General features: G+C 61.7%; 13 protein-coding genes. 2 read left to right on the forward strand and 11 right to left on the reverse strand.

The genetic code is table 11. From position 1 onward, the window contains the following. Positions 1–6: 6 nt before the first annotated feature. The 8 genes from ACV22W_RS05175 to ACV22W_RS05210 form a co-directional block, all read right to left on the reverse strand. Positions 7–600, reverse strand: coding sequence for a GNAT family N-acetyltransferase (locus ACV22W_RS05175; protein WP_448018186.1), 594 nt, complete (start codon positions 598–600; stop codon positions 7–9). Beyond that, positions 597–1,703, reverse strand: coding sequence for an acyl-CoA dehydrogenase family protein (locus ACV22W_RS05180; RefSeq protein ID WP_448018187.1), 1,107 nt, complete (start codon positions 1,701–1,703; stop codon positions 597–599). Before ACV22W_RS05180 ends, ACV22W_RS05175 begins: the two co-directional genes overlap by 4 nt. A 28-nt stretch (positions 1,704–1,731) precedes the next feature. Further along, positions 1,732–2,940: a pyridoxal-dependent decarboxylase, exosortase A system-associated gene (locus ACV22W_RS05185; RefSeq protein WP_448018188.1), complete on the reverse strand. Its 1,209-nt coding sequence runs from the start codon at positions 2,938–2,940 to the stop codon at positions 1,732–1,734. Continuing rightward, positions 2,937–4,556: an acyl-CoA ligase (AMP-forming), exosortase A system-associated gene (locus ACV22W_RS05190; RefSeq protein WP_448018189.1), complete on the reverse strand. Its 1,620-nt coding sequence runs from the start codon at positions 4,554–4,556 to the stop codon at positions 2,937–2,939. Before ACV22W_RS05190 ends, ACV22W_RS05185 begins: the two co-directional genes overlap by 4 nt. A 47-nt stretch (positions 4,557–4,603) precedes the next feature. After that, complete coding sequence (locus tag ACV22W_RS05195) at positions 4,604–5,551, reverse strand: 3-oxoacyl-ACP synthase (RefSeq protein WP_448018190.1); 948 nt, start codon at positions 5,549–5,551, stop codon at positions 4,604–4,606. Then, entirely contained in the window at positions 5,548–6,447 is a 900-nt protein-coding gene (locus ACV22W_RS05200) for a 3-oxoacyl-[acyl-carrier-protein] synthase III C-terminal domain-containing protein (protein WP_448018191.1), read from the reverse strand. The genes ACV22W_RS05195 and ACV22W_RS05200 overlap by 4 nt, the downstream gene beginning before the upstream one ends. 121 nt (positions 6,448–6,568) lie before the next feature. Further along, positions 6,569–6,847, reverse strand: coding sequence for an acyl carrier protein (locus tag ACV22W_RS05205; RefSeq protein ID WP_448018192.1), 279 nt, complete (start codon positions 6,845–6,847; stop codon positions 6,569–6,571). 38 nt (positions 6,848–6,885) lie between these two features. Then, the gene (locus ACV22W_RS05210) at positions 6,886–8,139 is read right to left on the reverse strand and encodes an acyl-CoA dehydrogenase family protein (RefSeq protein ID WP_448018193.1); all 1,254 of its coding nucleotides are present in this window, start codon (positions 8,137–8,139) and stop codon (positions 6,886–6,888) included. A 234-nt stretch (positions 8,140–8,373) separates the two neighbouring features. Between ACV22W_RS05210 and ACV22W_RS05215 the strand changes: the two genes are divergently transcribed. After that, positions 8,374–9,210, forward strand: coding sequence for a FadR/GntR family transcriptional regulator (locus tag ACV22W_RS05215; protein WP_448018429.1), 837 nt, complete (start codon positions 8,374–8,376; stop codon positions 9,208–9,210). A 40-nt stretch (positions 9,211–9,250) separates the two neighbouring features. Here ACV22W_RS05215 and ACV22W_RS05220 read toward each other — a convergent pair whose 3' ends face one another. From ACV22W_RS05220 to ACV22W_RS05230, 3 genes are all read right to left on the reverse strand, one after another. Beyond that, positions 9,251–10,675 carry an amidase family protein gene (locus ACV22W_RS05220; RefSeq protein ID WP_448018194.1) on the reverse strand — a complete coding sequence of 475 codons (1,425 nt, stop codon included), beginning with the start codon at positions 10,673–10,675 and terminating at the stop codon, positions 9,251–9,253. Positions 10,676–11,028: 353 nt separating this feature from the next. Then, positions 11,029–11,355, reverse strand: coding sequence for a helix-turn-helix transcriptional regulator (locus tag ACV22W_RS05225; RefSeq protein WP_448018195.1), 327 nt, complete (start codon positions 11,353–11,355; stop codon positions 11,029–11,031). 64 nt (positions 11,356–11,419) lie between these two features. Beyond that, positions 11,420–11,770: a helix-turn-helix transcriptional regulator gene (locus ACV22W_RS05230; RefSeq protein ID WP_448018196.1), complete on the reverse strand. Its 351-nt coding sequence runs from the start codon at positions 11,768–11,770 to the stop codon at positions 11,420–11,422. A 164-nt stretch (positions 11,771–11,934) separates the two neighbouring features. On the opposite strand from ACV22W_RS05230, the gene ACV22W_RS05235 reads away from it, so the two are divergent. Continuing rightward, positions 11,935–12,810 carry a branched-chain amino acid ABC transporter permease gene (locus tag ACV22W_RS05235; RefSeq protein ID WP_448018197.1) on the forward strand — a complete coding sequence of 292 codons (876 nt, stop codon included), beginning with the start codon at positions 11,935–11,937 and terminating at the stop codon, positions 12,808–12,810. The last annotated feature ends 1 nt before the right edge of the window (position 12,811 follow it).

The following is a 12,811-nucleotide window of genomic DNA, read 5'->3' on the forward strand; positions in this document are numbered from 1 at the left end:
GTGTATTCATGGTGCGCGGGGCGGGACGAGGTCCTCGGGCAGCAAGTCGTAAAGGAGCCGCCCGACGCTTGTGCCATCGACGAGATGGCAGTCTCGTTGCAGTCCGATCAGGCGAAAACCCAGGCGCGCGAGCAGGCGTTGGGACGGAGCATTGCAGTCGACGGCCCATGCGGTGATGCACCGTAGCCGGTTGCGAATGAACGCTTCATGAAGAAGGCTGCATGCGGCGTGGTAGGCCATATCGGCACTGGCCGGCCGTTGCCTGTCGCGTAGTACCCAAAATGAACCGGTTGCAAAGCGATGTGTGACATCGCTGACGGCCACTACGCCACTCGGAACCCGATAGCCGGCCGAACCAAACACACGTATTTGATGCTGTCTGCTGTGGAGCATCGCGTGCACTGCCAATGCGGGCAGGGCTTGGCGGCCGAGTCCGAAGTCGAACCACTGACTGATGGCCGGTTGGGCGAGCCAGGTGACGATGTCGTCAATATCACTTGGTCCCGGTTCGCGCAACCAGCATGTGGAGGATGCCGCGTGCGATGTGGCGTTATCCGCTGAGGTTCGAAGTCCGCCATCCGCGGGGGCACAGTCATTCATACGCCGGGCTCCGCATTGCCCGCACTTGGTTGCGTGAGCCAGGCGAGCGCTGCGCCGATGCGCAGCAGGAGGTGGGCAATCCAGTAGCTGGTCTGGAAGCGCGCTGCCGGTGGGAGACCTTCAACATAACCATGACCGCCGCACAGCTGGACCAATTCGCGGCTGACGTTGACCGACTCGGCCGCGACATGCCGCAGCAACTGCCGCACCAGTGAGATCGGCGCCGAGGGCCGCGCGCTGACGGCTTGCACAAAGAGATGGGCGCCATATGTGGAGATCAGCAGGTCGGACAGCCGTGTCGCGACGAGCTGGTGGCTTGCCAGCGGTTTGTGGAACGCTTGCCGAGTCGCCGCATAATCGAACGCGAACTGGACGCTGTGCTGCATTGTCCCGATCAGCAGCGCCGACAAATAGAGGCCCGTTTCCATCATGTATGTCTGTGCGGGCAGGCAGCCGTCACAGCTGGGCTGCGCGATGGTGGTGAGCGCGGTTCCGATTGCGGCCTCATCGAAACTCAATCGCTCAAGAACCAGGCCGCCGAGTGTGGTGATGCGTGTCGATCGCGAAGCTCGACGATCACGGGCCTGCGTCGAGACGATGAGGCGTTGGTCGCCGTCAACGCGCATCGCAAACGCCGCCGTGCCGTCGAGCGGGCCGAGTTGCCATACTGTCGCACTTTCGAACTCAGGTACGGATAACGTGATTGCCGATGTGCCATCGAAATACGCCTGAACGGGCCGGACCAGAACCGAATCGAGCGCGTCGTGCGCACGAAGTGCCATGAGCGCGGGTGCGGCCAGCGTCAATTCGATTGCGCGCTCGATCGGTCCTGCGGCCAATGCCTGTGCGACAAGTATCAGACCGCGACGATCGATTTCTGCCCCGCCGGATTTCTCGGGCAGTACCATTGTTCCAAGATCAAGGGCTGCTGCAGCCAGTTTGATCGTTTCCTGCCAGGCAGCCGAGCTGAACGGTCCGGCCAATAAGGGCTCCAGTCGATCTCGGGCAAACCGTCGGCTCGCCGAATACATATTGTGTTGATCGGCGCTCAGCGCCCATGGCGCTGAAACAGGTCCGGGCGGGAAGGTATCAGAGGCGAACATCGCGCTCCTCCACGAAAAATGACAGCTATCAGACGAGCATCTCGATTGCTTCTGGGTGACTGAGAAAGTCCCGCGGGCTGGCAGAGCGGCCATACGCGCCCGACTGGAGGACGACCACGAAGTCTCCGATGCGGGCCTCGGGAAGCAGCACGTTGTCGGCGATCCGGTCGATCGGCGTGCAGAGGCATCCGACAACGTGGCAGCGCTCGGTCGGCGCTTCTGTCAGGCGATTGCCGAGGATGACCGGGAAATTGCGGCGCAGGACCTGACCGAAATTCCCGGATGCTGCCAAATGGTGATGCAGGCCGCCGTCGGTGACCAGAAATGTCCGGCCGCGGGATACCTTGCGATCGATGACCCGGCACACGTAGATGCCGGCTTCCCCGACCAGATATCGGCCCAATTCGACAACCACACGCGTGTCCGGTAAGCGGGCGTGGAACTTGGGCAGCCAGTCGTGCATGGCACCGGTGACGGCTGCGAGATCAAGTGGCGTTTCCCCTGCAAAATAGGGGATACCGAAGCCCCCGCCAAAATTGACGTATTGCGGCGCGGTCGGTAAGTTGGCGGCCAGTCTCGTGACGAGATCCGCGCTTTTGCGTTGAGCCTCGACGACTGTCGCGGCGTGCAAGCACTGGGATCCCCAGAAAATATGGAAACCGGTCAACGTCACGTCCCGTGCGTCGAGCTCGCGCAATAGATTGCCCACTTGCTCGGCGTCGATCCCGAATGCGGTGGCCCCGCCCCCCATGCGCATACCGCTGTGATCGATTTGAAAATCCGGGTTGACGCGAATAATTATTCTGGGCTGCACGCCAAGCTCCCAACCCAGTGCTGTCACGAGATGCAGTTGGGTAATCGACTCGAGGTGAATGTTGACGCTGCTTGCGACGGCACGACGCAAGTCGTCGCGACGCTTGCCGGGGCCGGCGAAGCCGATCCGTGTTGCGGACATGCCTGTATCGAGGGCAAGCGCCATTTCGTTTGCCGATGCCACATCGAACCCGTCCATCTGCGGCGCGAGAAGATGGACGACTGCCGGCATCGGGTTGGCCTTGATCGAATAATGCAATTCGATGCCGGCCGGCAGTGTTTCACGCAATGTGCGCACGCGATCATTGATCGCCGCGCGATCATAGGCGAAGAACGGCGTGTTCCCGGCGCGATCGGCCAGGCGGCTGATCACCACGCCGCCCACGGTGAGGACGCCGTTGTGCTCGCCAAATGGGGCGTTCACGACTGCCTCGCGTCGGAGTTGGCCCGAGGGTTCGAGAAGGCGGCGCGCAATGCGGGCCGATCGAATTTTCCGTTCGGGTTGCGTGGAATCGTCTCCCGAACCACGATGCGCTGCGGCAGCATGTAGCGCGGCAGGTGCGCCACACACCAGGCCTGAAGCGTTTGAGCGTCGAAATCGGCGGTGCCCGGCACGACCAACAGGGTGATCGCTTCGCCAAGTTCGTCGTCCGGGATGCCGAGGGCAACCGTTTCGGTGACCAAGCCACTGTCGTGCACGACTTCCTCGATCTCTTCGGGGCTGATGCGGTACCCGGAGCTTTTGATTTGTGCGTCGTTGCGCGCGATGAAGTAGAGGAACCCTTGCGCGTCGCGACGCACCAGATCGCCGGACCAGACGGCTCGATCTCGCTGCGCACCACCGGGTTTCGCCTCGGGCGACGGTCGATAGCGATGGGCTGTACGCGTCGCATCGTTCCAGTATCCGAGTGTGACAGAGGCGCCGACATGGACGAGTTCTCCGGTTTCATCCGTCCCACAGGGCGAGCCATCGTCGCGTACGACCAGAATTCGAGCGTTGGGCACGGCTTTCCCGATGGAATCGGGGTGGTGATCAACCTCTGATGGCTCGAGAAACGTGGAGCGAAACGCCTCGGTCAAGCCATACATCAGGTAGGGCTTGGCCTGCGGAAACAATGCACGGAGTTGCTGCAAGACCGGTGTCGGAAGGCGTCCGCCGGTGTTCGCGAAGTAGCGCAGCGTATGGCGTGCCGCTTCGGGCCACCGCGCACGGATCAGTTGCATCCACAAGGGTGGTACAGCTGTGATTGCCGTAATGCGTTCGCATTCGCATGCATCGATAACGTCTTGCGGGGTCAGGTAATTGACGAGCACGACGGTGGCGCCGGCGGCCCACGCGGACGTGAGCTGACTCAGACCCGCATCGAAACTGAGCGGCAGGACGGCGAGGATCCGATCGGACGACTCGTGATGGAGATAGTGGGCAACGCTCCAGGCACCCTCGAGCAAGTTGCGCTGACTGAGCATCACGCCTTTCGGCAGTCCAGTGGAGCCAGAGGTGTAAAGGATGGCGGCCAGATCCGTATCGATATGCGGTGACGATGGGGCGCGCGACGGAGCTTCATCAGGGCTTTCGGTACTATCCACGCGGACAGACTCGGGCCAGCCTCGCACGCGTGTTGTGGTTCGCAGATGCCGGCTTGCAGCGCCGGCATCGTTAACGATGAGGGTGTGCGGCACGTCCGTGAGCCCATGTTCGTCAAGGACGTGCGCGCGTAACGCGCTGGTTATCAGGCAATCGGCACCGCAGTCGCGCAGGATATGCGCGACCTGCTGTGGTTTGAGCAGCGGATTGATTGGGACGAACACGCATTGCGCAGCGGTGGCACCGAGCATCGACACGACCGTTTCGATACGCTTGTCCAGATAGATCGCAATGCGCGCCCCGGCCGCGAGGCCCAGCGAGCCGAGCGCGTAACTCAAACCGCGCGCGCGACGAGCCAAGTCCTGATAGGTGATGCGGACGGGGCCGCAGACGACGGCCTCCGCGTTGGGCGCGCGCTGGGCACTCGCATGCACCAGGTCAAGGATGGTTCTCATGATGGTATCCGGATCGAATCTCGAGCGTTGAATGGAAATCGTGGCGGTCAGTGGCGGACCACCATGGCGCCGAAGCAGCCTGCCAGGCCGCACGAGAACAGCAGCGACCAACCGTCCGGTTCCCGATTCGGGCACATCTGAAAGTTGATGAAGGGATCCGCGCCGAAAACGTGGCCGACTGACGCGAAGTTTGCGGTGAAAAGCCGCTCCCGGGAAATGGCTAGCATCGTCATCAGCCTGAACCAACCCGGAAGATTGGCGTGATGGGGAAACACATGTGCAATCTCGCGTGTCGTGATGCCGGCTTGCACAATGGCGGCGCGCATGGTGGTGAATGCGGACCAGTAGTAGCGGTCGTCGGGGATCGGCTGCAGATCGTCGTCGGTACCATGGAAGAATCGCCCGTCGGTATATAGGTGCAAGCCTGCGATGGCATTGCGATCGCCGCCTCGTTCGAGCAACAACGCGCAGGCACCGTCGCTATGGAGTGCAAGATCCTGAATGGCTCGCAGCCGGTCGCATTCGGTACCGATCACGTCGGCGCAAACAATGATCGCGCGCTGGATGGTGGGCTGTCGCTTGGCGAGCGCTTGCAGCACGCGGATCGCTGCCATCGGCGAGACGCAGTGCTGCTGCGTGACTGAAAATGCCAGCGCCCGGTTCAGTTTCATGTGGGACTGAATCCGTTGGGTGGTACTCGCAGGCGGCGCGATAATGCTGGTTTGAATCGTGTGCGTGTACACGAGCGCATCGATCGTTTCGGGCGCAGTCGCGGTGTCGCGCAGGAGGAGTGATACGGCGTCCATGGCGAGTGTGACCGGCGACACGCCAGCCGCATCATGAAACTGCGTGACGCCGTTCTCGTGCAATGCGCGCGCGCGTGCAGACGGCAGGCCGCAACGTTCGGCCCAACGATGCGCATCGACTGTCCGATCAGGCAGGCTAAAGGCGATGCCCGACAGCGCAAGCGAACCAGCCTGTCGTGGCGCAATCAAGATCCACCTCCACAGAATTCAAGGAGGGCGCAGCCGGCCTGCCCGTGGAAGCCGGCTGACCAAACGAGGATATGTTGCCCCTCGTCAGGATCGATTGACCGCAGCAGCGTATCGAGCCGTGCGGGCGTGTCGGCTGCGCAGAAATGACCCGGCACATCCATGTGGATACGGCCGATACGTTCGGGACGCAGTCCGCAGCGTGTATGGATTTCTCGAGCCAGTCCAGTATCGATGGCGGCGGGCAGAATCCAATCGACGTCGGCAGCGGGCAATTCGGCTTTGGCGCATGTTTCGTTGATGATCTCTGCAAGCATTGATGTGTCGACGCGCTCGGGCTCGCTTGAGAAATGCGCGGTTGCTGGTGTCCTTAGCGTGATTGCGCGTACCCGCCACCCAGGTGCCGGCTGTCGAGCGATGAGCACGGCAGCGGCCCCGTCGCCCATCTCGATTCGTGTGCCGACCTGGCGCAAAAACGGCGGCCGCCAGCGCTCTGCAGCGACAATCACGATGATATTCAGGTGAACGTCTGCAGCCATCATCGCCAGGGCGACCTCCACGGCCATCAGGAAGGACACGCCTTGAAGCTGGCCGACCGCCAGCGGCGCGCGGCTTGATCCGAGTTCGCTGTGTAGACGGCACGCGCATGACAACGCAAGGTCGTGCTCGAAGCTGGTCGTGCACACGATGATTTGATCGGGCGCAGGCGTGGCGGTATAAGGCGACGTCTCAAGCAGGACCCGTATAGTGGCAAGTGCCATGTCAGACAGCGTCAGGCGAGATTCGACCGCCACACGATTTTCAGCCGACGGTGCAGCTTGCGATGGCGGAAGCCCCGTCCCGTCGAATGGGGCGCCGCCGCCGCGCCACCGCAGCGTATCGGCATACACGGCTTGCATCACAACCTCTCGTTCGGATATAACTGAAACCGCGATCGGTTGCGCATGCGCGTGTGATGAGCTCACGGGCGGTGCGATATATCGGGCCGTGGCGATGACGCGGGGCTCGGCGCCCGGGAAATCAGTCGAAGGAGGCATGGGATTCGACGAACGAAACGAGATTGCCGAAGCGCGTGAACAGGTCCGCGGACAGATCCTCGGGGGTCAGCGTAAAGCCGAAGCGCTGTTCCAGTTGTAGCAGCAGCTCGGTCATGTTCATCGAATCGACGCCGACATCGAAGAGGTTGGTGTCGTCTATGATGAGATCGGTGCTCAGCGTGCTGCCGAGTACCGATAGCAGGCAGGCTTTAACGGTCTCCGATACGTTTGTGGATCCGGGGGACACGGGATGGGTTGCCATGAACGATCTCCAGTGCGCAATGTCGGGTGGGTTCAGGATCAGTGCGTTTGTATGGAAAGGAGCGACGTGGGTGCGGTGGCCTCCCAGGGAAGTGACGCAGCGCGCTGCGCGGAGCGCGCAATCATGAGTCGCTGCAGGTCTCCGGTGCCTTCCATGATGTCGAATGCCTTCGCATCGCGATAGCTTTGCTCGAGCGACGGACAAGCAGCGATGCCGTCGAGTCCGACGAAATCGATAGCTGTGCGGGTGACGCGAGCGGCGACCTGCGCCGCATACGCCTTGGCCATCGATGCGTCCATGGAACTGGCGATGCCTTGATCCGTTTTCCACGCTGCTTGCTGGAAAAGCAACTGCGCCGTGGTGATCTGCCGGTCGATATCAGGGAGGAGCGCTTTCACGTCGGCCGCGAGCTGGCGTTGATTCACCGGATGTCCACCCGATTCAAAGTAAGTCGCGAGATCGTCGCGTACCCGGCGACATGCGCCGATCATGACCGCGGAAAGCAGGGGGCGGAAATAGTTCCATGCCTGCTGGGCCCCGGAGAACGCATCGTCCAGGGGTGTTTCGTCACCACGTCGGAGAAGCGCGTCTTCGGGTACCTCGCAATCGGTGAAGGAGAGAACCGCGAGCTGGCTGGCGCGCAGGCCGACCATCTGTTCGATACGGGTGACCGAGAAGCCCGGGGTGTTGCGATCGACATGGAACGCCCGGACGCCGAAACGGCCAGATTGCCGGTTGATGGTGGCGAACGTGATCACATCGTGGGCACGCGCGCCATTGGTGATGAAACACTTGGTGCCGTTGAGCACCCAGCCGTGCGCTGTCTTGCGAGCGGTGGTGCGCATCGCGGTCGCATCCGAGCCGCAATCGGGCTCGGTGATGGCGAACGCCCCCCACCGTGGCGTGTTGTCGCGAAATCGTTCGAAGAAGCGGGCCTGTTGCGCGTTGCTGCCGAGCGCGAGAACGGGCGGCATCGCGAGGCCGGGGCCGGGCAGTGCCAGCGCAAGTGCGGCGTCGGCGTACCCGAGATATTCCATCAGGGTGACGCGCGAGGTGAGCGACTGGACGTGCGCACACCCGCCGTACGCGGCCGGAACGAGATTCAGGTTTAACGCGGGTACGTCTTGACGTGTCCAAACTGCCTCCGGGATCTGCCGTGTGCGATCGGCTTCGAGGCCTTGTGCCCGCATACGTGCTGCGAGCCGATCCAGTTCCAGACCGTAAGCCGAGAGGCTCGCCCGAATGGACGCAAGCGAGGGCTGCTCAGCGGGTGGCTTCACCGACTGTGACATGAACGATTTCCTTCAGTTGGCGTACCTGTGTCGAATGAGCGCCCTGCCTGGAAGTGGCAGGTGCTTGGTACATGGTGTTCGGACTGCAGCCTAGGTGCTGGTTGTCCCCCTGACTACCTCCCAAGGTTGGGAGGGGCCGCGATACAGCGCCGGAAATCTGGCCGTGCCGGGTGCGGATGCCCGATAATGGCGCCGGGATACAGCAGCGAATGGCCAACGACGGACGTGATGGATATGGCAGGGCGAAAACCGACAACCGAAACGAAGATGTCGCCGGCGCAGCCGGACAAGCGGGGCTCGCGCGCGATCAAGCGTGGCGATCAGGTGGCCGAGCAGATCAAGCGCTGGATCAATGATGGGCAGGCACGGCCAGGAAAGCGTTTGAACAAGGAGGCCGAGCTTCAGCAGATGTTCAACGTCAGCCGAGGCTCGATGCGCGACGCGCTCAAGGCGCTGGAGATACAGGGGCTCGTGAGCTTGAGCACCGGCCCGGAGGGCGGCGCGACGATCACCCGCGTGCCGCTCGCGCGGGCGTTCCAGTCGCTGCAGAACTATCTGTTTTTCGAGAACGTCACGCTCGAGGACATCTATGCGGTGCGCCGCACACTCGAACCCATGGTGGCAGCGGGTGCGGTTCCCTATCTGAGCGACGAGGACTTCGACGCGCTTGAGCGCAGCGTGGCCGTGTGCGAGCCATTCGAGGCGCGTCATGATGAGGCGCTCGACCAGCGCCACGAGGACATCCATTTCCACGATGTATTGGCGGCCGCGCATCCGAATGCGTTTCTGCGTAGCCTGTGCCAGATCATCAACCAGATGCTGCATACGCTCGTGATCGTGGCGGGAAATGTGACGCAGCAGGACTATCAGGCGTTTGGCCGTCACACGGTTGGCGCCCACCGCGCGATCCTGGACGCTGCGCGACGCCGGGATGCCGACGCGGTCGCGCAACTCATGGCAGCGCACATGGACGAAGCGCATGCGCAGCTACGCACCGTCCACGCTGCGCTGCAGCAGAAGCTGGTATTGGATTCGGACCTGGACCTGCGTACCGACCGCGACGCGCTCTAACGCATTCGGGCGAAGTCCTGGCCCTTCTGCTCGTAGCCGGTCAGGTGGGCCTCGCAGCAGAGGCTGCGACCGAGAGGGAGCGTGCGAGCTCGGTAAACGGAGCGCACCCCAGCGCGCGTTCGAGCATATGGCTCGCCCAGAGCACCAATGCATCGGCATGGCGACCGCCTACGATCTGGATGCCGACGGGCAGGCGGGTTGCAGTCATCCCGGCATAGAGGCTCGCCGCCGGCAGTCCCAGTTGATTGCACCATGCCGTGAAATGCGGAAACAACGGTTCGCTTGAACGAACCTCGGCAAGTGAGGGGGCTACGCACGGATACACAGGGCAGATGAGAAGGTCATGTTGCTCGAAGAACGCATTCACGGCGGCGCCCAACTCACCTCGTTCGATCAGGGCGCTCAGCAACGCGTCCCGCGAGATACCGTTACCGGCTTGTGCGTATGCCTGCAGAGACGGATCGAGCTCCGCCCAACCGTCGGTCATTCCGTCCGTGAGTTGACGGCAGCAGGCACGCCAAAGCGTCGTGTGGACCGCATTGCATTGCGCGACGCCCGGCGGATCGGTGATCTGAACGAGTGCGCCCCATTCGCGAAACATTGCGGCCGCGCGTGCCACAGCGTCGTCGATCGCCGCGTCGACGGGGATCGACAATCCGAGCGTCGGGCTGCAGGCGATGCGAATGCCATCTCGCACGGGTTGGCATGACAGGCCGCGCGTATAGTCGACTCCGTCAAACGGCAAGGCGTACCAGTCGCGGCTGTCCGGACGACTGATGATCGTCAGCGTTAGCGCGGCGTCCTCAACGCAACGCGTCATCGGGCCGGCATGACTGAGCAGGCCGAACGGCCCGCGAGGCGAGTGAGGCACGCGGCCAAAACTGGGTTTGAATCCGAAGACACCAGTGAAGGCGGCCGGGATGCGAATGGATCCACCCCCGTCCGTGCCGATGGCCACGGGGCCCATGCCGAGCGCGACGGCTGCTGCCGCGCCTCCGCTGCTGCCGCCCGGAGTGCGCGAGCAGTCCCATGGATTGCGCGTGGTGCCCGTGAGCGGACTGTCGGTGACGATCTTGTGTGCGAAGTCCGGCAAGGTGGTTTTTCCAAAGCAGATCGCACCGGCATCGCGCAGGCGAGCCACGCTGGGGCTATCTGATGCCTCGGCATCGGATGTGGTTGTCCGCGACCCGTATCGCGTGGCCAGCCCCGCAATGGCGATGTTGTCTTTGATGCTAATCGGGACGCCGTCGAGCAGGCTAAGTGGTGCGCCCCGGTGCCAGCGCACTTCGGACGCACGAGCTAATTCGAGGGCGTCATCGGCGATTTGGCAGAATGCATTGACGGTTGGGTCCAGTAACTGGATGCGTTCGAGGGTGGTCTCCATCACATCGACCGGTGACGCCTGCCGGCCCGCATAGAGCGCGGACAGTTCGCGCGCGCTCAGTTCACAAAGATCGGTACTCATACCTACCTCCAAATAATTATAATAAATACACGGTAGGCGTGATCGACGTAATTTGTCAAGGCGAGCAGCGCCGAGATCGATCGCGGCGATCGGGGTATACGATGGGTCAAGTCAGCGTTGACGCGTGGTCACGACGAGCGTAGATTGATGATAATAAATAGGGCGAGACACATGCGAGATCCGAACTATGCTGAGGATCGCACCATGTCGCGTGTTTCAGTCGCGAGGTGTCGAGTCGACGCAAGCGGAGACGCGGTGTGTACTCGAGTGGGGTTTGTTCGGTGCGTATGTTGCACCGTTGCGGGTATAGATGCGCTATGACTGCTGGATCTGATAGGGATCGAGTTTGAGCGCTATTCTTGTGCGAGTGCTTCGGCGCTTGCAATGAGCGCTCTTTTCTTTTCCTTGCTGAGTCGGCCAGCAATGGAAAGAAGGTGCGCCAGCAGGTCGTCGTCCTCATAGAGGAAGCTGGTGGGGACAAGCATCGCGCGGGCGAGCCGCTGGCTGGTTTGAAGCGTGGGCGTATGTTTGCCCTTTTCGTACTGGTTGACGCGAGCGCTGGCGGAAAATTCGTCGATGCCGGCCTGAATGCCAAGTTGTTCCTGCGTTAGACCCGAACGCAAACGGGCCTGTTTCAGGCGCTTGGGAAATACTGAAGGGGTGGCGGCATCGCTGGGCATTCCTGGAGTGTCCGGGAAAGGCCCGCACATTTTGCTAAGTAACTCTTAGTCCGCGGGCTAAAAATTACTTGGTCTTGGCAGTCGAGATAGAGGTTTGTGTCAATGCTTCTGCGCTCTTGAGGAGGCTTTTCCTTTTTTCTCGAGGCAATCGCGCGGCAGTGGCGAGAAGACTTGCAAGAAGATCATCCTCTTCGTAGAGGAAACTGGTCGGGACGTTCAGTGCCCCGGCCAGGCGTTGTCCCATTTGGAGCTTGGGTGTGTGTTTCCCTTGTTCGTATTGATTCACGCGCGCGCTTGCGGAGAATTCGTCGATTCCCGCTGCGATTCCAAGTTGCTCTTGGGTGAGCCGCGCACGCAAGCGAGCCTGTTTCAGGCGCTTGGGGAAAATTGAGGATGTCGATGAGGATCGAGGCATCCTAGGAGTTTCTGTAGTTCCTCTAGAATTTTTACTAAGTATCTCTTAGTCTAAAGGCTAAGATTTTCTTAGTTTTTTTGGTGGCTCGCTAGCGATTTCGCCGTTTGCTGCAACGAGCGATTCGCACTTTTTCAAGTTGGTCAAGGAATGAAGGGCATTTGACGATGACGACAATTTTGAACATCCTCAGCTACGTGAGCATTCTTGCGCTGGTTGTGTTAGGTCTCGCAATCATCTTCGGCCTAATGGACATCGTGAACCTCGCGCATGCCGAGTGGGTCACGATCGGAGCCTACACGTTGGCCGTGGCGCAATCGTGGGGCGGGCCGCATGCGTTCTGGTTCGCGTTGTTTGCGGCACCCGCAGTGGGTGCTGTGCTCGGGTGGGGCCTTGAGCGCCTCGTGATCCGACTGCTCTATGAGCGACCGCTCGACACGCTGCTCGCGACGTATGCGATCAGCTTGATCGTCCAGAAAGCCCTCGAACTGATCTTCGGAACCCATCCGATGCTGGTGTACGCGCCCTTTGACGGCGCGCTCCCCGTGCCGGGGGGCAGCTATCCAGCTTACCGACTCTTCGTCATTGGTGTGGCAGTCACGGTCACGGTTGGTTGTTGGTGGCTGTTTGCCCACACACGTTTCGGAACACAACTGCGTGCGGTGATCCAGCACCCGTTGATGGCCGAGGCGGTGGGCATCGACACGCGACGGCTGAACCGGTTGGCGTTCTGTGGCGGTGCGGCGCTCGCGTCGCTTGCCGGCGTGCTCGTCGCGCCAATGATCTCGGTGGAATCCCACCTCGGCGTCGCCTATCTGGCCAAGGCGTTCTTCGTGATCGTCCTGGGCGGTATCGGCTCGATCGCTGGCAGTCTACTGGGCAGCGCCTTTGTCGGCACGGCCGAGACGCTGCTCAGCTATCGCGTGGATCCGTCGCTCGCCTCGGCGATCGTGCTGATCCTGTCCATCGTTTTGATCCGTTTCCGGCCACAAGGCCTGTTGCCGGGTTTCAGCGCCGCTCATCACCTTCACGGAAAAGGCTAAA

The sequence above is a fragment of the Burkholderia sp. AW49-1 genome, from assembly GCF_053427845.1.